Origin of the sequence: Rhodococcus sp. AQ5-07 (assembly GCF_009707305.1) — a bacterium.
Lineage (GTDB): Bacteria > Actinomycetota > Actinomycetes > Mycobacteriales > Mycobacteriaceae > Rhodococcus_F > Rhodococcus_F erythropolis.
Genome location: NZ_CP046099.1, coordinates 3,199,326 through 3,222,568 on the forward strand (window position 1 = coordinate 3,199,326; position 23,243 = coordinate 3,222,568).

A 23,243-nucleotide genomic window follows, 5' to 3' on the forward strand; every position below is an offset into this window, starting at 1 on the left:
CGGCTACATCGGATGCCTCTGGCAGTCCCGATGTAGCCGTTCGTGTGTGTATCAGTTCTCGAGCGCGATGTACTTCGTGTTCAGGTATTCCTCGATCCCCTCGGTCCCGCCCTCGCGGCCGAATCCGGATTCCTTCACACCACCGAACGGCGCTGCCGCGTCCGAGATCACTCCGCGGTTGACGCCGATCATTCCTGATTCCAGTGCGTCGGAGACCCGAAGCGCACGGTCGAGATCCCTCGTGAAGATGTACGCAGCCAATCCGAACTCGGTGTCGTTGGCGGCCGCGATGCCTTCGGCTTCGGTGTCGAAGCCGGTGATCGCGGCAACGGGTCCGAACACCTCTTCCTTCAGTATCCGCGCGCTCGCCGGAACGTCGGCCAACACCGTGGCCGGATAGAAGTACCCCTCACCACCTGGCGCTTTACCGCCCAGTCGAACCTTCGCCCCGGCATCCACCGCATCTGCAACCAACTCTGCGACCGTGTCGAGCTGGTTCTGGTTGATCAGCGGGCCGAGCTTCGTCTCCGGGTCGGTACCCGGTCCCATCGTGAACGCCGCCATCTTCTCGGTCAGCTTGGTCGTGAACTCCTCACGCACGGCGTTGGCGACATGGAACCGGTTGGCGGCGGTGCAGGCTTCGCCTCCGTTGCGAAGCTTGGCCAGTACCGCACCCTCGACCGCCTTGTCGACGTCCGCGTCGTCGAACACGACGAAGGGTGCGTTGCCACCCAATTCCATCGACGTGCGGAGCAATCGCTTCGCGGACTTCTCCACCAGCATCTTGCCGACGCCGGTGGACCCGGTGAAGGTGAGCTTGCGCAGTCGAGGGTCGTCGATGAGAGGGCCGGTCACTTCACCGGATTTCGATGTCGGCAACACCGAGAGGACTCCATCGGGCAGCCCTGCTTCGGCCATGAGCTGAGCGAGTAGCAGCATCGTCAACGGGGTCTCCGAGGCGGGCTTGACGATGATCGTGCAGCCGGCGGCCAACGCCGGTCCGATCTTGCGGGTGCCCATCGCCAACGGAAAATTCCAGGGAGTGATGGCCAGACACGGTCCGACCGGCGCCTTGGTGACAAGGATCCGGCCGTTGCCCGCCGGCGCCGGCGTGTAGCGCCCTCCGATGCGAACGGCCTCCTCGCTGAACCACCGGAAGAACTCGGCGCCGTATTTGACCTCGGCACGGCTCTCGGCGAGTGCCTTGCCCATTTCGAGGGTCATCAGCAGCGCCACGTCCTCGGCGCGCTCGGTGATCTTCTCGAAGACGGCTCGCAGAATTTCACCACGCTCGCGCGCAGGTGTGCTCGCCCACTTCGACGAGACGGCCACGGCTTCGTCGAGAGCGCGCAGCGCGTCCGCGGGGCTCGCATCGGCGACGTCGGTCAACGATTTTCCGGTCGCCGGATCCGCCACCGGGAAGGTCGCGTTGTTCTCCGCGGGCACGAACCGGCCGCCGACGAACAACTGGGTGGGAACTGATCGAATGAATTCGAATGTGTCCATGGGTTCCATGATGCTCGTCGGAGCCGCGTCCGTCTGCCCGCCAGCGAGACTCACGCGGAAGTTTCCAGCTTGTGCCACTAAAGTCGATGATCGTGAGCACTGACATCACCGGAACCTCAGCCTGGCAGAAACTGCGCGCTCATTACGCCGACATCGAAGGCGTTCACCTGCGAGAACTCTTCCAGGACGATCCAGCCCGCGGGCGAGAGCTGACGATCGACGCCGGTGATCTTCACATCGACTACAGCAAGCATCGCGTCAGCCGCGAGACTCTCGCGCTACTCGTCGAGCTGGCCCGCGAGGCCGGCGTCGAGGCACGACGCGACGCGATGTTCGCGGGCGATCACATCAACAGCTCGGAAGACCGCGCCGTGCTGCACACAGCACTGCGTCTGCCGAAGGATTCTGCTCTGACCGTCGACGGTCAGGACGTCGTCGCGGACGTTCACGAAGTTCTGGACGCGATGGGCGCTTTCGCGGATCGGGTGCGCAGTGGCGAGTGGACGGGCGCCACCGGCAAGCGCATCCGCACCATCGTCAACATCGGCATCGGCGGTTCCGACCTCGGGCCCGTGATGGTCTATCGCGCGCTACGGCACTACGCGGACGCCGGGATCAGCGTTCGGTTCGTCTCCAACATCGACCCGGTCGACCTGGTCGGGCAGCTCGACGACCTCGATCCGGAGACGACGCTCTTCATCGTCGCGTCCAAGACGTTTTCCACCCTCGAGACGCTCACCAACGCGACGGCGGCAAAGCGTTGGCTGTTCGCCGGTCTGGGCAGCGAAGACGTCTCGGCCGTAGCCAAGCATTTCGTCGCAGTCTCCACCCATGGTGATCGCGTGGCGGAGTTCGGCATCGACACCGCGAACATGTTCGGATTCTGGGATTGGGTCGGCGGGCGCTACTCCGTCGACTCGGCGATCGGCTTGTCGGTCATGTGCGCCGTCGGACCCGTTCGTTTTGCCGAATTCCTCGACGGTTTCCACCAGATCGACACGCACTTCCGAAACCAACCGCTCGAGCAGAACGCGCCGGTTCTCCTCGGGCTCATCGGGCTCTGGTACTCCAACTTCTTCGGCGCTCAGTCCCGCGCAGTGCTGCCCTACTCCAACGACCTGTTGCGCTTTCCCGCGTACCTGCAGCAGCTGACCATGGAGTCCAACGGCAAGTCGGTTCGCGCCGACGGCTCACCGGTGACCACGTCCACCGGTGAGATCTTCTGGGGCGAGCCGGGGACCAACGGCCAACACGCGTTCTATCAGCTCCTGCATCAGGGCACGTGGCTCGTGCCCGCCGATTTCATCGGCTTCGCGGAATCCACCGACGATCTGCCGACGGCGGACGGCACCGGATCCATGCACGATCTGCTCATGAGTAACTTCTTCGCTCAGACAAAGGTTCTCGCGTTCGGCAAGACCGCCGAAGAAATCGCTTCAGAGGGCACGGCCCCGGAGTTGGTGCCGCACAAGGTGATGCCAGGCAACCGGCCTTCGAGCACCATCCTGGCCAAGGAATTGACGCCCTCGGTCGTCGGTCAGTTGATCGCACTCTACGAGCACCAGGTATTTGTCGAAGGTGCTGTGTGGGGTGTCAATCCGTTCGATCAGTGGGGCGTCGAACTCGGCAAGACGCAGGCACTGGAACTGGGACCTGCACTCTCATCCGAAGAGGCACCCGGCGACCTCGGCGACACGTCCACCGACGCACTCGTGCACTGGTACCGCAAGGAGCGCGGACGGGCCTGATTCACGCGGCAGCAGGGCCGAACCAACTCTCCGTCGCGTACACACGTCCGGATCGGTCGACGAGCCGAGCGCGAAGCTCTTGCTGTTCAACCCATTTGATGGCGCTGATACCCCGGATCAACGCTGCTTCGCTCGCGGCGTACGCCCACACCGCGTCGTCCGCGATCACCGAGACTTGCGCCCATTCCGTGGAGGGACGCTCCTGGTTCGGCTCCCAGGAGGGCAGCTCTACCGCCCGCGCCGTCGCCATCGCGGTTCCGTTGATCAGTTCGACTTCCTCGCTGCCCGGTACCGGAATCTGCCAGCCACCGGCCGGTGCATGGCCGGCCGTGGCGATCACGTCGCCGATCCGTACGGCAACACCACATTGCAGTTCGGCAGCCACGATCTGCGCGGCGCGATCGACGGTGTCTGCCTTGGCAACTCCGGTGATGTCGAACGACGCACCCCAGGGCGCGTACACCACGTCGCCGTCGAGCTGTACGTCCTCGAACGTCGGGGTCGGGTGGACCGGAGGGATGGACTCGTCCTCGGAGTAGTTGTCGGCAAGCGGATTGACTGCGCCGCCGGTCATACGAGCCGCCCACAGCGCCGACCGCAAGAGAGCAGACATACGCCGAGTCACTTTGACCGGAGTTCCCTGAGCGAGGTTGACGGCGTGAATCTCGGCGTCGCCCCGGCGAAGGTCGCACACCGCCTCGGTCTCGTCGATGGCAGCTGCGATCAACGCGTGCGCAGTGGGCAGCGCAGCGCCTTCGGTGACGTCCACCTCCACGGCGGAATCCCACATCGCCCACTTCTCGACACTGACCATGTCAGTCCTGCCCTTCGAACACACCGCGTTGTAACCAGTATGCGCCGGTCAGCAAGCCCCGTGCCATAAGCCGCTTCCGAGGCCGAGGCACGCATCCTGCAGGAGGAGCAGCGCACGGCAGGGGCTGATGGTAGATCTGTGCGACAGAATTGCCGCCCTCCCTGTGCAAGCCGCGTAGTCCTTCGAAGGGTCCTGACACGCACCCGATGTCGACGGACGTCGACTACTACCGGCGCAGCGGGCTATTCCGATCCGAAAGACGCAGAGGCGACGCTCGACATGTCGTGCCGGGACGCTGCGCCTCGAGCTCGGTCTGCCGCAAAACACGTCCGGGCGACGCTGATATCACCGCAGGAGATAGCGGCGACTGACGAGAAGCACTGTGTTCCAACGTCGATGACATACCAATCGGCCGCTTTCGACGCGCGCCACTTTCGACAGGTCGACACACCTGCCCGCTCACTCTCGACTGCCGAGAAAATACGCGCCCATCACTACGTGCGAGCGTCGAGCAGAGCACCGAGAAAGAGTTCCGAACACGCGGCGCGCCAACCGCCGGAGAGAGTGACGCCCGGCGCCCGGCGACAGTGCTCGCACGTTACAGACAGGGCCACAATGCATCGACGCAGCTACATAGGACCGGCCGAAAGAACCTGCAGCACAACGGCGTAACCACCGACATTTTGCTTATACGCCACCCGCACGCCCGTTGGCAAAACGAACGGTCAGTACGCGGCGTAAATCACATACTTTACAAAGTCTTTGGAATCTCTCCGCGCCAAATATCCGCAGGTGAAAGGACTTTCGACCGGAGTCCAGAATAACCGTGTCGTCTACTATGTGAAAACTGCGAAGTAGCTGTGACGCTGGGTCACGCTCGAGGGAGGAATTGTGACCGATTCATTCAAGGACCGCTTGAACGCCTTGTACCCGGCCACAGCCCCGAGACTCACCAACGCACAAGTTGTGGAAGCCCTTTCACAACGCGGATGCAAGATTTCGACACCGTACCTCTCTCAGCTCCGGAGCGGTGTGCGCACAAATCCGTCAGAGCAAGTCGTTTTGGCATTGGCCGATTACTTCGGCGTAGCAGCAGAGTACTTCTTCGGCCCGACGCCTCGCCAAGATCCCGAACTGATTCCGGAAGAAGACCGTTCGGTTGTCGAAGAGTTCCACGACAGCGAATTGCGTTCTCTGGCTATGAAAGCGGTCGATCTCTCCCCTGAATCGCAGGACCTACTCTCGTCGATTGCGGAGAAACTTCGCTCGTCCGAAGGACTCCCGGCCGTACCTCCGGATTGCAGCACGTACGCCCCACCGTTCACTCGTGACTGATCCAGTGCGAAGATCAGCGAGTCAAGCGGCCCAATAGTGCCGAGGCGGTGACGATTCCGAGCAGCGCTGCCCCGATCAGCACGCCGAAGTCGACGACATAGTTGGTCGGCAGTCCGATGAGTAGACCGCGTAGTGCTGACACCTCGTAGCTCAGCGGGTTGATGCGGCTGAGCCACTGAACCCACGTCGGCATGAGTTCGACCGGGTACAGCGCGTTGGACGCAAAGAACAATGGCATGGTGATTGCCTGCCCGATGCCCATCAATCGATCTCGTTTGAGCACGATTCCCGCGATCGCGACCGACAAGCAGGCAAAGAACGCGGAACCCAGGACAACGACCAATACGACCCCGAGCAGTTTGAGCGGGTTCCACGTCATACTCACCCCCAACAGCGCCGCCACGATGACGACCACCATTGCCTGGGCGACTGCGCGGATCCCGGCGGCAAATGCCTTACCTGTCACCAATGCTGCGCGCGGCGTCGGCGTGACCATCAATTTGGTGAGGACTCCCGCGTCACGCTCCCAGATGATCTGGATTCCGTAGAAGATCGCAACAAAAAGAGCGGACTGCGCAATGATGCCGGGCGCGAGAAAGTCGAGATACGGTACGTCGCCAGTGGGGATCGCTCGGATATGGCTAAACGTCTGGCCGAAGATCACCAACCAGAGGATCGGCTGGATTGCGCGCGTAACCAATTCAGATCGGTCGTGCCGCAACTTCTGAACTTCCACGAGGCAGAATGTGTAAATTCTCGAGAGCAATCGAGCGAAACCGTTGGTAGTGGGATCAGCCCAAGCGGCGCGCTGTGCGACGGGCACTGCGGACATCGCGGAGACCTCCTGACTTGTCGCCGGTGAGATCGTCGCCGGTGTAGTGACGGAACACGTCTTCGAGAGTGGCCTCCGGCCCCAGTTCGGCGGCCAACGCGCTCGGCTCGCCCACCGCCCGAAGTTCACCGTGATGCATCAACGCAACACGATCACACAGCTCCTCGGCCTCTTGCATGTAGTGCGTCGTCAGCAGCACAGTCATGCCGTACTGCTTCTGCATCTCCGCCACTCGCTGCCAGACGGATTCGCGGGCAATGGGATCCAGCCCCACCGTCGGTTCGTCGAGTACCAGCAGCGACGGTCGGTTCACCAGCGCCTGTGCAAGTTCGAGCCGTCGCACCATACCGCCGGAGAAACTCGACGCCAGGCGATCGCCTGAATCGAGCAGGTCCACCATCTCGAGCGCCTGGTCGACGCGCTCGCGTCGTTCGGACCGCGGAACGTCGTACAGTCGCGCGAACCAGGTCACGTTCTCGCGTGCGGTCAATGCGCTTTCGATCGAGAGCTGTTGTGGCACGTATCCGAGGTAGCGCCGAATGGTCATCGCCTCGGTACGAACTGAGCGACCGAGAATCCGAATATCACCGTCTTGCAGAGGAAGTAACGTGTTGAGCAATCTGATCGTCGTAGTCTTTCCTGCACCGTTGGGACCGAGCAGGCCGAAGCACTCCCCCGCGTTGATGACCAGACTCAGGTTGTCCACCGCGCGGTGGTCGCCGAACTTGTATGTAACCGAGTCGATCTCGACCGCGTGTGCGCCGGGGTCGGGTGAACCTGCCGCTCGGCTCTTCCACCACTGTGTCAGCATCTCACTGCCCCTCACCTTCTGATCCGGCTGCTGCCAGAGCGCTCGCCAATCGCGACAGGGCTGGTAGCGCAGCCTCGATCCTCGCCCTGTCTTCTCCGGTCAGACTCGACAATGCCTGACCGACACTCACACTCCGGCGATCACGCCACACTTCGACGCGGGCGCGCGCCTCGTCCGAGAGGACCAATCGCGCGACGCGTCGATCAGCCTCGTCGGCAACCCGTTCGATCACTCCATCGTCGACGAGCTGCCGAACCAGGGTGGACACCGTGTTTGCCGCGACACCCAATCGCCCGGCAGCCTCAGCCACCGACAGACCCGGGTTGCGCCGTAGCAGCCTGACGAGTTCGATTTGGGCGCCGCCGAGCGGTCGTTCTGCAAACGGTCGCCCCGATGCCTTCCTCGTACCCCGGCGCAATTGCCCGAGCGTCTCCAGGACGTCTTCCGAAAGCCTGTGATCTGTTCCGATTTCATCCACACCTCACAATAGCTCTGTAACAGAGCTATTGTCGAGGAATCCGGACGCCCGGCGTTTTCAGCTCGTCCGCAACGGGTATCCCCGATTGCTTGTCCCGAGCACTCCCGCCCAGAACGGAGACGTCATGCGCAGACAGTGGTTGTTCGCGACGGTTGCGAGTAGCGCCCTGATCCTCACCGGTTGCTCGCCCGACGCCCTCGATTCCGGGGACAGCGCAGACAACGTCACTGCCATTTCGACGTCGCTGTCGCCACCCGCCGCCGCTGATGCACCCCTGCTGAAGACCGCCGACTCCCCACTCGGGACGATCGCCGTCGACGGCGAGGGCATGACCGTCTACGTCTACAACCCGGACGAGGAGAACTCACAAGCCGGGTCGTGCGACGAAGCGTGCCTGCGTTACTGGCCGGCGGTCACCTCGGTCACGGATTCGCCGATCGTCGAAGGAATCGACGCCGTCATCGACACTGTCGACGGGCCGGAAGGATCTTTCCAGATCACCGTCAACGGCAAGCCCGTCTATCGGTACCTCGACGACAAGGTTCCCGGAGACATGCTCGGACAGAGCGTCGGCAGCCTGTGGTGGATGATCGACGCCGCCGGAAACCCCGTGTTCAAGACTGAGTAACCCTCAGTTGTACGGCTGCCGCGCGGTTTCGGGGTCGCCGTACGTGATTGCCCGTTCCCGACGCGTTTTCGACGCCAGAGTTGCGCCCCAGTTCAGCACCGTGCTGGCGCGATTGCGGAACCCCGCGAGGAACGCGATGTGGATGATTCCCCATGACACCCATCCGATGAACCCGGACAACTGGACCGGCCCTGCCTGAAGCAACGCGTGGCGTCGCGAAATGTAGGCCGCGGTTCCAAGATCGCGGTACTTGAACGGTTTTCGGCTGGGCACGCCGTTTTCCACGGTTGCAGCGATCCGGGCACCGGCGTGCCGACCACCCTGCATCGCGACCTCGGCCACCCCGGCAAGTTTGTCCCGCGACATGAGGTCGCCCACCACGTAGACGTTCGGGTGGCCGGGAACGGTCAGATCGGCTTCCACCTCGATGCGGCCACCGCCGACCTGCTTCACACCCAGCGCCGTGGCCAGTGCCTCGGCGAACGGCACTGCTTCGACGCCCGCGGTCCACAGAATCGTGCGGGTCTCGTACTGCCGCTTCTCTTTTGTCTTCTTGTCCGTCGTCTCGATGCTGGTCTCGCACACGTCGGTGACGTGCACGCCGAGGTGAGTCTCGACGCCGATCCCGTCGAGAGTACGTTTGGCGGCGGCCGAGAGCTTGCGACTGAACGAAGGGAGCACCCGATCGTCGCCGTGGAAGAGCAGCACCCTTGCCTCGTCCGGGTCGATGGACCTGAACTCGTTTGTGAGCGCGTGCATTGCCAATTCGCGGATCTGTCCGGCTAATTCGACGCCGGTGGGTCCGCCGCCCGCCACGGCGAATGTCAGCCACGGTCGACGTTCTTCCGCTGTCGGGAGCGATTCGGCCATCTCGAACGCAGCAATGAGACTGCGTCTGATCGCCAAAGCGTCGTCGAGGGTTTTCATGCCGGGCGCCCATTTGATGAACTCGTCCTGACCGTGGTACGACTGGCGCATTCCAGCCGCCACGATCAGGTAGTCGTACGGCAATTCGAAGGTCGACCCGTCGAAGCGACTGGCAGTCAGTGTTCCGGCGTCGGCGTCCACCGACTTGGCCTCGCCCAGAACGACGTTCGTGTTCTTGTTGTCCTCGAGCAGATGTCGCAGCGGACTTGCGATCTGCCCTTCGGAGAGCAGACCCGTGGCGCACTGGTAGAGCAGTGGCTGGAAGACGTGGCTGGTCCCTCGGTCGATCAGAACCACCTCGACGTCGGCCTTCTTGAGTCGTCTCGCTGCGTACAGTCCACCGAAACCGCCACCGACGATCACTACGCGGGGCTTACCGTTCGAGATGTGGATGCTCATCAGACAAACCTCGCTGTCACGGAGTTGGGCAGGAATCGTAGGGCCGCATCTATCCCTTGCCACTTGAGGCCGGGTAGCGCCGCTCGGGTGGTTTCCTTCTCGATGGCGTCGACCATGGCACTGACGCCTTCGTCCAAACTGGCCATGAGCGCTGCGTCGTCGCCGGCGCCGGCGGACATGTCGGTCTTGATGAAGCCCGGCAGCAGGGTGGTGACGCGAATAGGTGTGCGCGCCAACTCGATACTGAGCGCCTCACCCAGAGCCGCTACCCCGGCCTTGCTTGCCGAATAGGCCGCTTTTGGCCCTGGCAGCCCCCGATCGGCGCTGATCGAGGACACGAGAACGAGGTGTCCGGCGTCCTGCGCGCGGAAGATCTCGAGCGCAGCTTCACACTGCGACAGCGCGCCGACAAAATTCGTCTGCGCTGTTGCAAGATTCGCGTGCGCTTTTCCGGTTCCGATCTTGGCGCCCTTGCCGAGCCCGGCGTTCACGATCACCCGGTCCAGGCCACCCAACTCGTCGCGCAGCTCACCGAAAACCCGGACGACGGAATCGTGTTCGGTCACATCGAGTTCGCGCACTGCGACGCTGATCGACGGGTACTGCGCCACCAGCTCCCCACGCAGCGTGTCGAGACGATCCGTCCGCCGGGCACACAACGCGAGGTCGCGACCGGCCGCGGCGAATCTCCTGGCCATCTCCTCACCCAGACCCGAACTGGCACCGGTGATCAAAATCTTCTGCCGCGTCATGGGTGCAACTGTAGCCATCTTCGAGTTCTCGTACCCGGCGGTAACCGAGCGAACTCGGACCGATCCGACATACCGTGGAGGCATGACCGACGAATTCGATGTCATCGTGATCGGCGGTGGGCCCGCCGGCGAGAACGCCGCCGCGTACGCCATCGCCGGAAGTAATCGCACCGCCGCAATCGTGGAACACGAGCTGGTCGGCGGTGAATGCTCGTATTGGGCCTGTATGCCCAGCAAGGCGCTACTGCGCCCGGGGCAGGTCCTCGAGGCGGCCGACGCTTTGCCCGGGATCCCGGCCGGACCGCTGGACGTCGAGGCCGTCCTGAAACGGCGCGACTCGTTCACCCACAACCACGACGATTCGTCCCAGGTCGACTGGGCCACCTCCGCGGGAATCACCGTGATCAAAGGCCACGGGGTGATCGACGGCGAGCGCGCTGTGACCGTCGACGGGACCCGTAAGCTCCGCGCCCGCCAAGCCGTTGTACTCGCCACGGGCACAACTGCCACTGTCCCGAAGACGCCGGGGTTGCGTGAAGCACTCCCGTGGACGTCGCGCGATGCGACCAATCTCCACGAGGTTCCGTCGCGGGTGGCGGTCATCGGCGGCGGAGTCGTCGCAACGGAGTGCGCAACGTGGTTGTCGTCGTTCGGCGCTCACGTGACACTGCTCGTGAGAGGCGATGCTCTGTTGAAATCGGCAGAACCGTTTGCCGGAACGATGGTTGCCGAAGCACTCGGCGCCCGCGGTGTGGACGTTCGACTGAGCACCGCCGTCAACTCGGTGTCGCGACCCGACGCCAAGGACACCGGTGAGGGCCACATCCACGGTGGACCCGTCAGCATCGAGACCTCTTCCGGTGTGATCGAGGTCGACGAGGTCATCGTCGCGGCGGGCCGCGGGCCGACATCGGCCGATCTCGGCTTGTCCGTCATCGGCCTCGAGGACGGCAAGTACGTCACCACTGACGATCACCTCTGTGCCCAAGGTGAGTGGCTCTACGCCGTCGGCGACATCAACGGTCGCTCTCCCCTCACCCACATGGGCAAGTATCAGGCGAGAGTCTGCGGAGACGTCATCGCCGCGCGGGCCGAGAGCCGCGGACTCAGGGGACCTCGGTACACGGCGTCGGCGGACAACGGACAGGTCCCCCAGGTGGTGTTCACCTCACCCGAAATCGCCTGGGTGGGACGCACCGAGAAGAAAGCTCGCGACGACGGCTGCGACGTCGAAGTCGTGGAGATCGAACTGGCCGTCGCAGGATCCTCGCTGTTGCGCGACGACTACTCCGGGCGCGCGAAGTTGGTCATCGACAAGGCCACCGAGGTGATCCTCGGCGCTACTTTTGCCGGGCCCGAAGTATCCGAACTGGTGCACGCGGCGACAATCGCGGTCGTCGGCGCCGTCCCACTCGAAACTCTCTGGCATGCGGTGCCCTCGTATCCGACGGTCAGTGAGGTCTGGCTTCGATTGCTGGAGGCTCGCCGCTGACGCGATCCCGAAGTACGTATAGTCGCGACATGGCGTCCGACATACTTGTGACAACGGCCGACGGCACCCTACGCGGCCGCCGGGTGGGAAAACTTCGTGCCTGGCGCGGAATTCCCTACGCCCGGCCGCCGGTCGGAACACTGCGTCTGACGCGGCCACAGCCGGTCACACCATGGACCGGAGAACGAGACGCGACCAGGTTCGGCGACGCCTCGGTCCAGCACAAGAAGGGGCTGCTGCTTTCGCCCGGGAAGTACCAGCCGAGCAGCGAGGACTGTCTGACACTCAACGTGCTCGCTCCAGCGAACGCCGGTAACACCCCGCTTCCGGTCATGGTCTTCATCCACGGTGGGGCAAACACCATCGGGACCTCGGCTACCGGCTTGTACTCCGGTGCGTCCCTCGTCGAACGCGGCGACATCGTCTACGTCTCGATCAACTACCGCCTCGGTGCTCTGGGGTACCTCGATTTCACACCCTTCTCCACGGCCGAGCGGGCATTCGATTCCAACCTCGGACTGCGCGATCAGGTCGCGGCCCTGCAATGGGTGCAGCGCAATATCGCGGCCTTCGGTGGGGATCCTGAAAAAGTCACGATCTTCGGTGAATCCGCCGGAGCCACTGCCGTCACCACCTTGATGGCTACTCCGGCTGCCAAGGGACTGTTCGCTGGTGCGATCGCCGAGAGTTCGGCTCCTGATCTGGTCTCGAGCACGCAGCGATCGCACGCCTGGGGCGCGCGTTTCGTCGAGATCCTCAATTCCGGTCTACCGCCCGCGAAGGCTTTGACCTCGGCGACTGCCGTCGAATTGGGCCGAGCAGGCAGCAGACTCGGTGCCGAGGTACTGGCGAACACGCCTGGACTACATCCCTTCGGTCCGGTCGTCGACGGCGACTTCCTGCCGCGCTCCCCCTTGGACGCATTCAATGAAGGATCGGCACACCAGGTGCCGATGATCATCGGCACCAACAGACGGGAGGGAACGCTGTTCCCGAAGGTGCTCGACGCACTCCCGACCAACCCGTCGCGCATCGACACCATGTTCGCTCTCACCGATCCCGAGGCCGGAAAGCGCATCCTCGCAACCTATCCCGGCTATCCCGACGAGCAGTCCGCGATCGATGTCGGTGGAGACGTCACGTTCTGGCACCCTTCAGTGGAGTTGATGCAGGCTCACGCACAATCGGCGCCGACGTACGCCTACCGATTCGACTTCGCGCCGACGATGATGCGTTGGCTCGGCCTCGACGCCACTCACGGTTTCGAGATGTTCGCGGTCTTCGGTATCGGCGACACCCTTGTCGGGCGCGGCCTCACCCTTCCCGGCGGTCGGCGCGGACTGCGCGCAGTCACCGAATCCGTTCAGGGACACTGGCTTCACTTCGCCAAGCACGGCTCGCCGCGTGGGTCGTGGCCGCGTTACGACGCGCAGGAGCGTAGGACCATGATCTTCGACGAGATCGTCCGCGTCGAGAACGATCCCAGACGTGAACAACGCTTGGCCTGGTCGGGATACAGCGGTTACCGTAGCCACGGCACCGACATCTCCCTACCGTGACGAGCCCCCTCGAGATCACTCTCGATTCCGGGGTCGTACGCGGGCGCCTCGATCGAGGACTGCGCACCTGGCGAGCAATCCCCTACGCAGCGGCCCCGACCGGCCGCTGGAGATTTCGCGCACCACAGCCGGTCGAGGCTTGGAATGGTGTCCGCCCGGCGGAAGCATTCGGCTCTCCGTCTCCGCAGCGCAAGAGCCACTTCGACGAGAACTCACTCTTCGTCAATGTCGTGGCCCCGCAGGTACCGTCGGATTCGTTGCGACCGGTCATGGTCTTCATTCACGGCGGCGCGTACAACGGCGGGAATCCGTCGACGCCCATGTACCGCGGAACGAGCCTGGTCGAACGTGGCGACATCGTCTACGTCTCGATCCAATATCGTCTCGGCGCGTTGGGCTACCTCGATTTCAGTGAGTATTCCACTGCTGAACAATCATTCGACACGAACCTCGGATTGCGCGATCAGATCGCCGCGCTGACGTGGGTCCAGCGCAACATCGCCTCTTTCGGTGGCGACCCGAACGCCGTCACCGTCTTCGGTGAATCGTCCGGCGCCAACGCTGTCACCACTCTGATGGCAACGCCCGCGGCCCGAGGGTTGTTTGCTCGGGCCATTGCTCAAAGTCCGCCGGCTGCTTCGGCATACGGAAAGGATCGAGCGCAGCGATGGGCGCGCGAGTTCCTCGAGATCGCAGACGCACCGGAAACCGATCCTGCCTCGTGGCTGCGCTCCGCTTCGGTGAAGGAACTGGTCGACGCCGGCGAAGAACTTGCGCGACGCGGCGCGGACGAAGAACCCGGAACACGGGCATTCGCCCCTGTAGTGGGTGACGACATTCTTCCCGAACACCCGCTCGACGTGTTCGCCGCCGGACGGGCCCACCCCGTTCCGCTGCTCGTCGGTTCGAATCTCCATGAGGGGCGGATCTTTCCGCGCGTTCTCGACATCTTGCCTACCAACCCGGTTCGGATCGAGAAGATGTTCTCCCACACCACCCCTGAAGTGAAAGCACGTGCGCTCGCGGCGTATCCCACGTATCCGCATCGTTTCGCTGCCGCCGATCTCGGCGGCGACATCACCTTCTGGGAACCGGCAATACTGTGCGCACAGGGCCATTGCCAGGTAGCTCCTACCTACAGTTACCGCTACGATTTTGCGCCTCGCCTGCTCAGACTCATCGGCATGGGCGCTACCCATGCCACCGAATTGCTTGCGGTCTTCGGCCGTTCGGATGCACTCACCGCGGCCTTGACCGCGGTCGGTGGACGTCGCGGACTGGCCGCGGTGACCTCCACCGTGCAGCGCCACTGGATCCATTTCGCCCGACACGGAGTGCCGGACCAGAATTGGCCCGCCTACTCCCTCCCGGAGCGGCAAACGATGATCTTCGACGAGACGTCCAGAGTGGAGAACGACCCGATGGGTGAGCGTCGACGCGCCTGGATCGGCTACGAGCACCGACGCTGAAGCCCGGTCAGAAGAACTGGCCTTTCACGAAACCTGCGAGCAGGACCGCGAATCCGCCCACCTCACCGAGAATCAGCAGGAACATTCCGAGGTGCAGGGGCGGACCGGCGGACTCGAACTGATTGTCGGTGTCCTTCATCGCACCGTGAGCGATGTAGCTGAAAATCGCTGCGAGAAAGAAGAACACGACCACTGCGGCACTGGTCAGGTTGATCCACGTCGGCCACGCACTGAGTTCGACGAACACCGCGATCAGCAGCGTCGCAAACGAGTACATCAGGGCAGCGCGGTGGGCGATGTCGACATACGGATGGGCGAGGTGGTTGTCCGAGGTGGCCATCTGTCGGTACTTCCAGATTCCCAGGCACAGGGAGAGAAGGAAGATCAGACCGGCCGCGAGCAGCGTCAGTGTCGTGTCGATCCCCAGGGTCATCTGCTCACCCCGCAGTGCGCTTCCAGTGAGTCACCGCTGGGTGATCCAGTCGAAGGCTTGTCGTAGACGACAACCAGCACCACCGCACGATCTGCCGACACCGATCGCATCCGGTGTGGCGTATTCGCGTCGAAATACAGGCTGTCGCCGGCGTCGAGGTGCATCGTCTGTCCGGGGATTTCGAATTCTACGGATCCGGAGTGCACGAACACGAACTCCTCTCCCGTGTGGTCCATGAACTTGGGACCCATCACCGACGCCGGATGAACCACGAACGGCTGCATGGCCTTTCCGACCATGGAGGGCGCGATCGGATCGTAGACGGAAGACTGCACGGAGGAAGCCGGGTCGATCACGCGGTCCTTGGCGCGCACGATCGTCATGGCATTGCCCTCCATACTGTCCGAGAACAGTTGTCCCACATCGGCATCGAGCACCCGTGCAATTTTGAGCGCCACCGCGATCGACGGGGTACTGATACCCCGCTCGACCTTCGAGAGATAGCTCTTCGTCAGACCGGTCTGCTCGGCCAGGCCCTCGAGCGTCAGACCGGCGCGACGCCGATGTGTTCGCAAAAACGCTGCCATTCGGTTCCCCTCACGAGACTTTGTGTCATCACCCTACCAACACATTGAACTGCGACGATCAGCGACGCTCGTACTGAGGGTTGCACATTTCCGTCCTATATGACACTTTGTGTCCTATAGTGACTGAATGTCATTGATTCCGGGCCCCGAGAAAGGCACACCCCATGACCGACACGATGCATGCGAGCAAGCAAGAACTCATGGCCACCGCCGAGACGAAAATGCTCACCGAAGTAACCACAGGCAGTTGGACACTTCGACAGAAGATCGCACTGACCTGCCGCGCACTGTCGGACGCCGGCCACGATTCCGGTCTCGCCGGCCAGATCTCCGCCCGCGGTGAGCAGCCTGGCACGTTTGTCACCCAGCGACTCGGCCTCGGGTTCGACGAGATCACCGAGGACAACCTCCTGCTCGTCAACGAGGACCTCGAAGTCCTCGACGGGGAGGGCATGCCGAACCCCGCCAACAGGTTCCACAGTTGGATCTACCGCGCCCGACCCGACGTCAACTGCATCGTCCACACACACCCACTGCACGCGACGGCGTTGTCGATGCTCGAGATTCCCCTCGTCGTCTCCCAAATGGACATCGCGCCCCTCTACGACGACTGCGCATTTCTCGCCGACTGGCCCGGAGTTCCCGTGGGAAACGAAGAGGGCGAGATCATTTCGGCTGCGCTCGGCGACAAGCGGGCAATTCTGCTCGCCCACCACGGCCAACTCGTCGTCGGCAACACGGTCGAAGAAGCATGCTCCCTCGGGCATCTGATCGAGCGGGCCGCGCGGCTGCAGTTGCTGGCAATGGCTGCCGGCGACATCAAGACGCTTCCGCCTCGCCTGGCGAAGGAGGCTCACGATTGGACACTGACCCCTCGGCGCAGCGAGGCGAACTTCGCGTACTACGCCCGTCGGGCTCTCCGCAATCATCCCGACGCACTGACCAACTGAATTTCGTTTCCCACCAACAGAACAGAGAACCCCATGAGCAGCACAATCAAGGGAATCGTCGCCTACCCCATCACCCCGTTCGACAGGGACACCGGAGCATTCGATCCCAAGCCGCTACACACGCTCCTCGACAGCATGATCAGCAGTGGTGTCGACGCGATAGCCCCACTCGGCAGCACCGGCGAGAGCGCCTATCTCGACGACGCCGAATGGGAGTCGGTCGCCCGGGAAACTGTCGACTACGTCGACCGACGAGTCCCCACCGTCGTCGGAGTGTCGGATCTGACGACGGCGGGAGCACTCCGCCGAGCATCGATCGCGGCAGACGCCGGTGCCGACGCAATGATGATCCTCCCCACGTCGTACTGGCATCTGGGTGAGCAGGAGATTCGTGAACACGTCAGTGCGGTCGCCGATTCCGTCGACATTCCCACGATGATCTACAACAATCCCGCGACCACAGGGATCGACATGTCGCCGGAGTTTCTCGTCGACCTCGTCTCCACCGTCGACGGCATCACGATGATCAAGGAATCCACCGGCGACATCACCCGCATGAACCGCATCAACGAACTGAGTGGTGGCACGATTCCCTTCTTCAACGGCAGCAATCCTCTTGCACTGCAATCTTTCTCTGCAGGCGCAAGCGGATGGTGCACGGCAGCACCGTGTCTGGCCCCCGAACAGGTGGTGCACTTCTGGCGTCTACTCGAATCCGGTGATCGGTCGGGTGCCGCCGCTGTGTTCGAACAGATCGAGCCACTACTGAAGGTCCTCGTCAGTCGCGGACTGCCGTCGACGGTCAAAGCCGGGTTGGAATTTCTCGGCGTCGACGCCGGCCTCCCCCGCCGGCCCCTGCTGCCCCTCGACGACAACACCAGGACAGCTTTGTCCGACGCTCTGTCGGTGGCTCGCGGTGTAATCGTCGCGTCGTGACCTGACGTGGGAGTGGGTTCCGGCAAGATGGGATGCACACCGACCGAAGGAGGGGCACCATGTCCGTAGATTCACGGTCAGCGAGGATCGCCGTCACCGGCGCTACCGGCCATATCGGCGGACTGGTGGCCCAGTCGTTGGCCGACGCCGGTGTCCCACAGCGGCTGATCGCGCGTTCGGTCAACCGATTGCCGCAGCTCCCCGGTGCCGATTCGGCCGAGACTACGTACGGGGATCAGGAGAGCGCTCTCGCGGCTCTGGCCGGAATCGACACCCTCTTCATGGTCTCGGCGGCCGAAAGCGCAGATCGTCTGGATCAGCACCGCACCTTCATCGACGCCGCAGCGGAGGCCGGGGTCAGGCACATCGTCTACACGTCTTTCCTCGGTGCCGCTCCGGACGCGACGTTCACGCTCGCTCGCGATCATTGGGTCACCGAGGAACATATCCGCGCTTCCGGACTCGCATTCACCTTCCTGCGCGACAGCTTCTACCTCGATTTCCTACCCGCTCTCGCCGGTGAAGACGGTGTGATCCGCGGACCCGCAGGTGACGGTCTTGTCGGCGCGGTAGCGCGGTCCGACATTGCTGCCGTCGCTGTGTCGGTTCTGCAGGATCTGGATTCTCATGTCGGACAGACGTACAACCTGACCGGACGCGAGGCACTGACGCTCTCCGAGGCCGCGAGCATCATCACCGAGATCACCGGCAAGCGGACCACGTACGTCGAGGAAACGCTCGAGGAAGCCTACGAGTCGCGGGCGTCGTACAACGCACCCGATTGGGAGCTCGATGCTTGGGTGTCGACGTACACCGCAATCGCGCAGGGTGAATTGGCGATGATCACGAGCACCGTGGAGGACCTTGTCGGCCGGCCTGCGCTCACGCTGCGTGAATTCCTCACAGCAGAAACCGCCTGATGCCACCACGCAAAGCAACCACGGCACGCAAGGCTGCCGCAAAGAAGGCTGCACCGAAGAAGGCTGCTCCCAAGAAGAGTGCAACCAAAAAGACCGCCGCAAAGAAGACTGTCGCAAAGAAACGATCACGCGCTGTGATGCCCGACGTTCCGACAGCTGCTCCGGGCGAACGAGTCTGGCTTCTCGACGTACCCTTTCGGACGCCGGCGCCTGGTGCGCAGTTCGTCAAGAAATGGAAGAGCTACGCGTGGGTCGGCACGGAGTTGCCTGTAGAACTCGCTCCGTTCAAGGCACTCCCCTTCTCATATCAGCAGTGGGTCGAGGACGACATCAATGACAGCACCGGCGAACGCCCGGTTGCTGCACCCAAAATTCCTCGGCCCGAGCAGGTTTCGGGGGCTGCGGCCGTCGTCGACGCTGCTCGGGCCGGCAAACGCGGATTTCTGTTGGCAGACAATGCCGGCCTGGGTAAGACGCTGATCGCAGTGATGTCGGCCAAGACGATTGCCGAGGAACGCGGCGAAACCAACATCCTCGTCCTCGTCGATCGACCCGCACAGATCACCATTCCGCATTGGCGCTATTCCATCGCCTCGGTGGGCGACGGCGGATTCCGCTGGCTGATCATGTCGCCTGACCAATTGAAGAAGCTGATCGCGCGGAACGGCCGTCCCAAGTACACCTTCGGTGTGGTGATCGCGGACGAGGCCCAGCTGTACAGCAACGACACACAGCGCACAGCTGCCTTCGAGAAGGTTGCGCGCTTTTCCAATTCACACGAGCAAGCGCCGTTCGTCCTGTCCGTGACAGCAACACCGGGACATACGCCGGCAGATCAGCGTTACCTGGCGCCGCTTTTTGCGCAGCTGCATTCAGAACCTTCGGAGTACTGGTCCGACCTGGGTGCCAGGCTTGTCGAGTCCGGCATTCCGCTGGACAAGTCCTACGGGAAGTGGACGTGGAGCGCAGAGGCGAAGGAATCAGCGACCCTGCAATCCCAGGCGCTCGAGACCGTGCGTGGATGGATGTCGAACAGCAAACCGCCCTTGATGATTCATCGACCGACTCCGTGGGGACCCGTTCCGCTCGACGGTATGCCGATCGACCTCACGCATGCCCAGCGCGCCGAGTACGAGACCGAGTGGGCCGAGTACGCCTACGAAATGGGATTGGCCCGCAAGAGCCGCAACATCGCGCGGGGCCGTGCGCTTGTTCTGCGCTATCGACAGAAGGCGGGCATGATCCGCGCCGAATCGACGGCCCAGTGGGCGCAGGCGCAGGTCAAGGCAGGCAAACAGGTGTTGGTGGCCGTCGAATTCGTCTCCACGGCAGGCGATCCACTGGTCGAGATGATCGAAGACGCCGGGATCTCGGTGGCAAAACTGTTCGGCGCGGTGCCGGACAAGGAGGGTCAACGTCTGCGGTTTCAACGCGGGGATGCACCGGTCATCGTCTTCAATGTCACGACCTCGATCTCGCTCCACGCCAACGAAGCACTCCCCGACGGCACTCACGCGTCCTCGTTGCCACGGACGGGAATCTTTCATCAACCGCGATACTCAGGGATCGCGGCAGAACAGACATTCGGTCGGTCACACCGCGACTACCAGACGTGTCCATGGGTCATACCCTTCGGCGTGGGCACCAAGGAAGAGGACGTCGCCACGGTTATGTTGCGCAATCTCAATTCGGTCACAGGTCTGAAAGGTGGTGATCGATCCGGTCTGCGGTCGCTGTCCGAACTGCTCGGCGTCGAATGGCTAGAGCCCGATGTCTTGACCTCGGAGACTTGACCACGGCGGCTTGACCTCGGGGGCTTGACCACGGCGGCTTGACCTTCCAATGGCCGTCCAACGCGCGCACACGAACGGTTTCGGAGGTATGCCCCAATTCCGCTCCACCAAAACCGAATTCGGCTGACCGCTTCATTCCTTTCGGGACCTTGGGACTCAGGTATCTGTGACCTGACGTGGCAGACTCTTTCGAGTCGAGGTGCACCAGCCTCGAAACAGTGCCGAGAAACCGAGGGGTCCTATGCGCAATATCTACCGGTCATTGATGCGCAATGTCGGCCATACACAATGGTTCTCGGATCTCGGCAAGGATCTGGTTCCGCTCGATCGAGCAGTGCAGAGAGCGTCGGGCGGCAAGCTCTCACTCGTCGGCGAGAACACCGTGACCCAACTACTGCTCACCACCACTGGCCGCAAGACCGGCCGTTCTCGCACTACGCCACTTCTGTACGCACCCGACGGCGATGCGTTTGTCGTCGTCGGATCCAACTGGGGGCAGGATACGCATCCAGCGTGGACACTCAATTTGATGGCAAATCCCACCGCAATCGTGACAGTGAAGGGCGTCGAAATACCGGTAGGTGCGAGTCTGGCGGAGGGCGCCACGCGTAAGAAGCTGTGGAAGCTCGCGACCACCACGTGGCCACCGTACGAAACCTATGCCGATCGAGCATTCGGGCGCCAGATCCGCGTATTTCGACTCCAACCTGTCAAATAGCTGCTGCCGGGCGCAGGATGGGAAGGACCACCCTGCCGATCTCAGGAGCATTCGCGAATGTCCACAGCACTGACTCACGCAGAAGACACACAGATCACAGCATCCAACGGGCGGATCGCACTGGAGCCGAACCCCCGCCGCATTCGAGCATTCTTCGCTGGTCACGCCGTCGCGGACACCACTCGTTCGGTGTACCTTTTCGAACGCGGCCGCCTGCCGATGTACTACATCCCTCGCGCGGACGTTCGCACCGAATTCCTCGTCCCGACGTCGACGACCACCCATTGCCCCTGGAAAGGTGACGCCACCTATTGGACGATCGAGATCGGGGATCGCCGGGCCGAGGACGCCGTCTGGTCCTACCCCGAACAGTTCGACGGTTCCCTGGACCTGAGTGAGTACGTCGCGTTCTATTGGGATCGCATGGACGCCTGGTACGAGGAGGATCAACAGGTCTTTGTCCACGCCCGCGATCCATACGTACGTATCGACGCACTCCCCTCGTCCCGACACGTCCAGGTTTTTGTCGGCGACGTACTGGTCGCCGAGACGACACGACCCAGACTGCTGTTCGAAACCGGACTGCCCACGCGGTACTACATTCCGAGAATCGACGTTCGCAGCGAGTACTTTGTGCCGTCCCCGACCACCACGGCCTGCCCGTACAAGGGCACTGCGTCGTATCTGTCCTTCACCGGCACAACCGAACTCGCACCGATCGAGGATCTGGCGTGGTTCTATCCGTTCACCACCGCCGAAGCGTCCGGGATCGACAACCACGTGTCGTTCTATCCCGAACGCGTCGGCAAGATCTTGGTGGACGGTACCGAAATCTGACAGGCGCCGAAATCTGACAGGTGCGGGATCCGAGAAGGTGCGGGTGCCTATCCCACCGAGACAAGGGATTCCGGGATTCGCAGTTCAGCCTTTTCCAGCCGGCGATCGTGCATCCACACCAACGCCGTTGCAACGGAGAAGACCAACCCGGCGATACATACTCCGTTCCAGCCGTACGACTTCCACACCATCGACCCCACAGCCGAGCCCACGGCGGCACCCACGAAGTAGGTGGTCATGTACACCGAGTTCACACGCGAACGCGCTTCGGGGACAAGGGCGTAGATCACGTTCTGGTTGCTGACGTGCACTCCCTGCAGCGCGAGGTCGGCAAGAACGATGGCAACAAGAAACCACACTATATGCGTGGCACCGGAGGCAAAGGGAAGCCACGACACCAACAGAATCGCGATAGCTCCGCCCGTTGCCACCTGACCCAATCCCCGATCGGCCAGTCTGCCCGCCACGGTCGCCATCAACGCTCCCGCCACGCCGAGTAGTCCGACCAGGCCGATTTGAGTATCGCTGTAGCCGAATTCGCCGGAGAGAAGAAAGGCCATTGTCGTGAAGACTGTGCTGACGGCAGCAAAAGCCAGCCCGCCCATGGCCGATCGAGTTCTCAGGCGAGGCAAGGTCGCAGCCAACTTCCCTACCGACACGAGCGTTGCGCCGTAGCTTGCCTTCGGTCGATGGGCGGAATCGGAAGGCAGAGATCGCCACAGTGCCACGGCCATCACCACCATCAGAACCGCCGCAACCTTGTAGACCGTCGACCACCCTCCCAGTCCGGAGAGCACGCCGGCAACACTGCGCGCCAACAGGATTCCGATCAGCAGTCCGCTCATGATCGTTCCGACTACCTGACCGGACCTCTCAGGTTCGGCCAGTGATGCGGCAAACGGAATCAGCACCTGGGCAGCAACCGAAAAGACCCCTGCCACTGCGATTCCCACTGCCAGGGTGGCAAAGTTGGGCGCAAATCCGCTGACCGCTTGACCCGTCGCCGCCAGCAGCATGAGCCCTACCGTCAGCTTGCGTCGGTCGACCATGTCGCCTACCGGAACCAGAAGTATCAATCCGAGTGCATACGCGACCTGTGCAATGGTCACCGTCGCGGCCGCTGCGGAGGCCGAGACGTTCAAGTGATCCGAAATGGAATCGAGAAGTGGCTGATTGAAGTAGTTACCGCCCGCGCACAGACCCGTCGCTGCAGCCATCAGCAGCACTATCGGTAGTCCGAGCCTCGGACGCGCGTCGCTTGAAATCATGTCGTCAAGCATGACCGCCCACACCGACGTGCGTCCAATAGATAGATATGC

General features: G+C 62.7%; 22 protein-coding genes. 12 read left to right on the top strand and 10 right to left on the bottom strand.

All coding sequences use genetic code 11. The features are described from left to right. Positions 1-51: 51 nt before the first annotated feature. The gene (locus GJB56_RS14660; protein ID WP_024487185.1) at positions 52-1,506 is read right to left on the bottom strand and encodes an NAD-dependent succinate-semialdehyde dehydrogenase; all 1,455 of its coding nucleotides are present in this window, start codon (positions 1,504-1,506) and stop codon (positions 52-54) included. Between the two features lie 92 nt (positions 1,507-1,598). Here GJB56_RS14660 and pgi point away from each other — a divergent pair, with 92 nt between their 5' ends. After that, the gene (gene pgi / locus GJB56_RS14665; RefSeq protein WP_021345178.1) at positions 1,599-3,254 is read left to right on the top strand and encodes a glucose-6-phosphate isomerase; all 1,656 of its coding nucleotides are present in this window, start codon (positions 1,599-1,601) and stop codon (positions 3,252-3,254) included. 1 nt (position 3,255) lies between these two features. Here the strand turns inward: pgi and GJB56_RS14670 are convergent, their stop codons facing one another. Then, entirely contained in the window at positions 3,256-4,068 is an 813-nt protein-coding gene (locus GJB56_RS14670; RefSeq protein ID WP_020970361.1) for an FAD:protein FMN transferase, read from the bottom strand. Between the two features lie 891 nt (positions 4,069-4,959). On the opposite strand from GJB56_RS14670, the gene GJB56_RS14675 reads away from it, so the two are divergent. Further along, positions 4,960-5,403, top strand: a complete 444-nt coding sequence (locus tag GJB56_RS14675; protein WP_019744761.1) for a helix-turn-helix domain-containing protein — start codon at positions 4,960-4,962, stop codon at positions 5,401-5,403. 13 nt (positions 5,404-5,416) lie between these two features. Here the strand turns inward: GJB56_RS14675 and GJB56_RS14680 are convergent, their stop codons facing one another. The 3 genes from GJB56_RS14680 to GJB56_RS32090 are packed head-to-tail and all read right to left on the bottom strand — an operon-like array spanning position 5,417 to position 7,356. Next, positions 5,417-6,235, bottom strand: a complete 819-nt coding sequence (locus GJB56_RS14680) for an ABC transporter permease (protein WP_113683230.1) — start codon at positions 6,233-6,235, stop codon at positions 5,417-5,419. After that, positions 6,195-7,046 carry an ABC transporter ATP-binding protein gene (locus GJB56_RS14685; protein WP_113683231.1) on the bottom strand — a complete coding sequence of 284 codons (852 nt, stop codon included), beginning with the start codon at positions 7,044-7,046 and terminating at the stop codon, positions 6,195-6,197. Before GJB56_RS14685 ends, GJB56_RS14680 begins: the two co-directional genes overlap by 41 nt. A gap of 1 nt (position 7,047) precedes the next feature. After that, positions 7,048-7,356 carry a MarR family transcriptional regulator gene (locus GJB56_RS32090; protein WP_230090976.1) on the bottom strand — a complete coding sequence of 103 codons (309 nt, stop codon included), beginning with the start codon at positions 7,354-7,356 and terminating at the stop codon, positions 7,048-7,050. Between the two features lie 292 nt (positions 7,357-7,648). Between GJB56_RS32090 and GJB56_RS14695 the strand changes: the two genes are divergently transcribed. After that, positions 7,649-8,152: a COG4315 family predicted lipoprotein gene (locus GJB56_RS14695; protein WP_047888490.1), complete on the top strand. Its 504-nt coding sequence runs from the start codon at positions 7,649-7,651 to the stop codon at positions 8,150-8,152. A 3-nt stretch (positions 8,153-8,155) separates the two neighbouring features. On the opposite strand, the gene GJB56_RS14700 is transcribed toward GJB56_RS14695, so the two are convergent. Next, the gene (locus GJB56_RS14700) at positions 8,156-9,478 is read right to left on the bottom strand and encodes an NAD(P)/FAD-dependent oxidoreductase (protein ID WP_065455340.1); all 1,323 of its coding nucleotides are present in this window, start codon (positions 9,476-9,478) and stop codon (positions 8,156-8,158) included. Then, positions 9,478-10,230, bottom strand: coding sequence for an SDR family oxidoreductase (locus GJB56_RS14705; protein ID WP_019744767.1), 753 nt, complete (start codon positions 10,228-10,230; stop codon positions 9,478-9,480). The genes GJB56_RS14700 and GJB56_RS14705 overlap by 1 nt, the downstream gene beginning before the upstream one ends. A gap of 82 nt (positions 10,231-10,312) precedes the next feature. Here GJB56_RS14705 and GJB56_RS14710 point away from each other — a divergent pair, with 82 nt between their 5' ends. Genes GJB56_RS14710 through GJB56_RS14720 form a run of 3 tightly spaced genes read left to right on the top strand, consistent with a single transcriptional unit; the run spans position 10,313 to position 14,750 of the window. Then, positions 10,313-11,722 carry a dihydrolipoyl dehydrogenase family protein gene (locus GJB56_RS14710; protein WP_113683339.1) on the top strand — a complete coding sequence of 470 codons (1,410 nt, stop codon included), beginning with the start codon at positions 10,313-10,315 and terminating at the stop codon, positions 11,720-11,722. Between the two features lie 29 nt (positions 11,723-11,751). Next, the gene (locus tag GJB56_RS14715; RefSeq protein ID WP_113683233.1) at positions 11,752-13,281 is read left to right on the top strand and encodes a carboxylesterase/lipase family protein; all 1,530 of its coding nucleotides are present in this window, start codon (positions 11,752-11,754) and stop codon (positions 13,279-13,281) included. Next, the gene (locus GJB56_RS14720) at positions 13,278-14,750 is read left to right on the top strand and encodes a carboxylesterase/lipase family protein (protein ID WP_113683234.1); all 1,473 of its coding nucleotides are present in this window, start codon (positions 13,278-13,280) and stop codon (positions 14,748-14,750) included. Before GJB56_RS14715 ends, GJB56_RS14720 begins: the two co-directional genes overlap by 4 nt. 7 nt (positions 14,751-14,757) lie before the next feature. Here the strand turns inward: GJB56_RS14720 and GJB56_RS14725 are convergent, their stop codons facing one another. Then, positions 14,758-15,183 carry a hypothetical protein gene (locus tag GJB56_RS14725; RefSeq protein WP_003946354.1) on the bottom strand — a complete coding sequence of 142 codons (426 nt, stop codon included), beginning with the start codon at positions 15,181-15,183 and terminating at the stop codon, positions 14,758-14,760. After that, positions 15,180-15,770: a helix-turn-helix domain-containing protein gene (locus GJB56_RS14730; protein WP_019744771.1), complete on the bottom strand. Its 591-nt coding sequence runs from the start codon at positions 15,768-15,770 to the stop codon at positions 15,180-15,182. The genes GJB56_RS14725 and GJB56_RS14730 overlap by 4 nt, the downstream gene beginning before the upstream one ends. A gap of 164 nt (positions 15,771-15,934) precedes the next feature. On the opposite strand from GJB56_RS14730, the gene GJB56_RS14735 reads away from it, so the two are divergent. From GJB56_RS14735 to GJB56_RS14760, 6 genes are all read left to right on the top strand, one after another. Beyond that, positions 15,935-16,720, top strand: a complete 786-nt coding sequence (locus GJB56_RS14735; protein ID WP_113683235.1) for an aldolase — start codon at positions 15,935-15,937, stop codon at positions 16,718-16,720. A 33-nt stretch (positions 16,721-16,753) separates the two neighbouring features. Continuing rightward, positions 16,754-17,656 carry a dihydrodipicolinate synthase family protein gene (locus GJB56_RS14740; protein WP_019744773.1) on the top strand — a complete coding sequence of 301 codons (903 nt, stop codon included), beginning with the start codon at positions 16,754-16,756 and terminating at the stop codon, positions 17,654-17,656. A 59-nt stretch (positions 17,657-17,715) separates the two neighbouring features. Then, a complete protein-coding gene (locus GJB56_RS14745; protein WP_113683236.1) occupies positions 17,716-18,576 on the top strand; it encodes an SDR family oxidoreductase in 861 nt (286 codons plus the stop codon). Next, positions 18,576-20,369: a DEAD/DEAH box helicase family protein gene (locus tag GJB56_RS14750; protein WP_113683237.1), complete on the top strand. Its 1,794-nt coding sequence runs from the start codon at positions 18,576-18,578 to the stop codon at positions 20,367-20,369. The genes GJB56_RS14745 and GJB56_RS14750 overlap by 1 nt, the downstream gene beginning before the upstream one ends. Before the next feature lie 241 nt (positions 20,370-20,610). Next, positions 20,611-21,087: a nitroreductase/quinone reductase family protein gene (locus GJB56_RS14755; protein ID WP_041815139.1), complete on the top strand. Its 477-nt coding sequence runs from the start codon at positions 20,611-20,613 to the stop codon at positions 21,085-21,087. 57 nt (positions 21,088-21,144) lie between these two features. Continuing rightward, a complete protein-coding gene (locus tag GJB56_RS14760; protein WP_029255945.1) occupies positions 21,145-21,924 on the top strand; it encodes a DUF427 domain-containing protein in 780 nt (259 codons plus the stop codon). Positions 21,925-21,971: 47 nt separating this feature from the next. Here GJB56_RS14760 and GJB56_RS14765 read toward each other — a convergent pair whose 3' ends face one another. Continuing rightward, on the bottom strand, positions 21,972-23,204 hold the full coding sequence (locus GJB56_RS14765) for an MFS transporter (protein WP_113683238.1): 1,233 nt from the start codon (positions 23,202-23,204) through the stop codon (positions 21,972-21,974). Positions 23,205-23,243: the final 39 nt, after the last annotated feature.

Bases quoted from the DNA above. Each gene is read 5' to 3' on its own strand.
- GJB56_RS14660 (WP_024487185.1), bottom strand. From the start codon at position 1,506: ATGGACACATTCGAATTCATTCGATCAGTTCCCACCCAGTTGTTCGTC.
- GJB56_RS14765 (WP_113683238.1), bottom strand. From the start codon at position 23,204: ATGCTTGACGACATGATTTCAAGCGACGCGCGTCCGAGGCTCGGACTA.
- GJB56_RS14750 (WP_113683237.1), top strand. From the start codon at position 18,576: ATGCCACCACGCAAAGCAACCACGGCACGCAAGGCTGCCGCAAAGAAG.
- GJB56_RS14670 (WP_020970361.1), bottom strand. From the start codon at position 4,068: ATGGTCAGTGTCGAGAAGTGGGCGATGTGGGATTCCGCCGTGGAGGTG.
- GJB56_RS14710 (WP_113683339.1), top strand. From the start codon at position 10,313: ATGACCGACGAATTCGATGTCATCGTGATCGGCGGTGGGCCCGCCGGC.
- GJB56_RS14760 (WP_029255945.1), top strand. From the start codon at position 21,145: ATGTCCACAGCACTGACTCACGCAGAAGACACACAGATCACAGCATCC.
- GJB56_RS14735 (WP_113683235.1), top strand. From the start codon at position 15,935: ATGACCGACACGATGCATGCGAGCAAGCAAGAACTCATGGCCACCGCC.
- GJB56_RS14755 (WP_041815139.1), top strand. From the start codon at position 20,611: ATGCGCAATATCTACCGGTCATTGATGCGCAATGTCGGCCATACACAA.
- GJB56_RS14695 (WP_047888490.1), top strand. From the start codon at position 7,649: ATGCGCAGACAGTGGTTGTTCGCGACGGTTGCGAGTAGCGCCCTGATC.
- GJB56_RS14730 (WP_019744771.1), bottom strand. From the start codon at position 15,770: ATGGCAGCGTTTTTGCGAACACATCGGCGTCGCGCCGGTCTGACGCTC.
- GJB56_RS14740 (WP_019744773.1), top strand. From the start codon at position 16,754: ATGAGCAGCACAATCAAGGGAATCGTCGCCTACCCCATCACCCCGTTC.
- GJB56_RS14715 (WP_113683233.1), top strand. From the start codon at position 11,752: ATGGCGTCCGACATACTTGTGACAACGGCCGACGGCACCCTACGCGGC.
- GJB56_RS14685 (WP_113683231.1), bottom strand. From the start codon at position 7,046: ATGCTGACACAGTGGTGGAAGAGCCGAGCGGCAGGTTCACCCGACCCC.
- GJB56_RS14700 (WP_065455340.1), bottom strand. From the start codon at position 9,478: ATGAGCATCCACATCTCGAACGGTAAGCCCCGCGTAGTGATCGTCGGT.
- GJB56_RS14705 (WP_019744767.1), bottom strand. From the start codon at position 10,230: ATGACGCGGCAGAAGATTTTGATCACCGGTGCCAGTTCGGGTCTGGGT.
- GJB56_RS14745 (WP_113683236.1), top strand. From the start codon at position 17,716: ATGTCCGTAGATTCACGGTCAGCGAGGATCGCCGTCACCGGCGCTACC.
- GJB56_RS14725 (WP_003946354.1), bottom strand. From the start codon at position 15,183: ATGACCCTGGGGATCGACACGACACTGACGCTGCTCGCGGCCGGTCTG.
- GJB56_RS14680 (WP_113683230.1), bottom strand. From the start codon at position 6,235: ATGTCCGCAGTGCCCGTCGCACAGCGCGCCGCTTGGGCTGATCCCACT.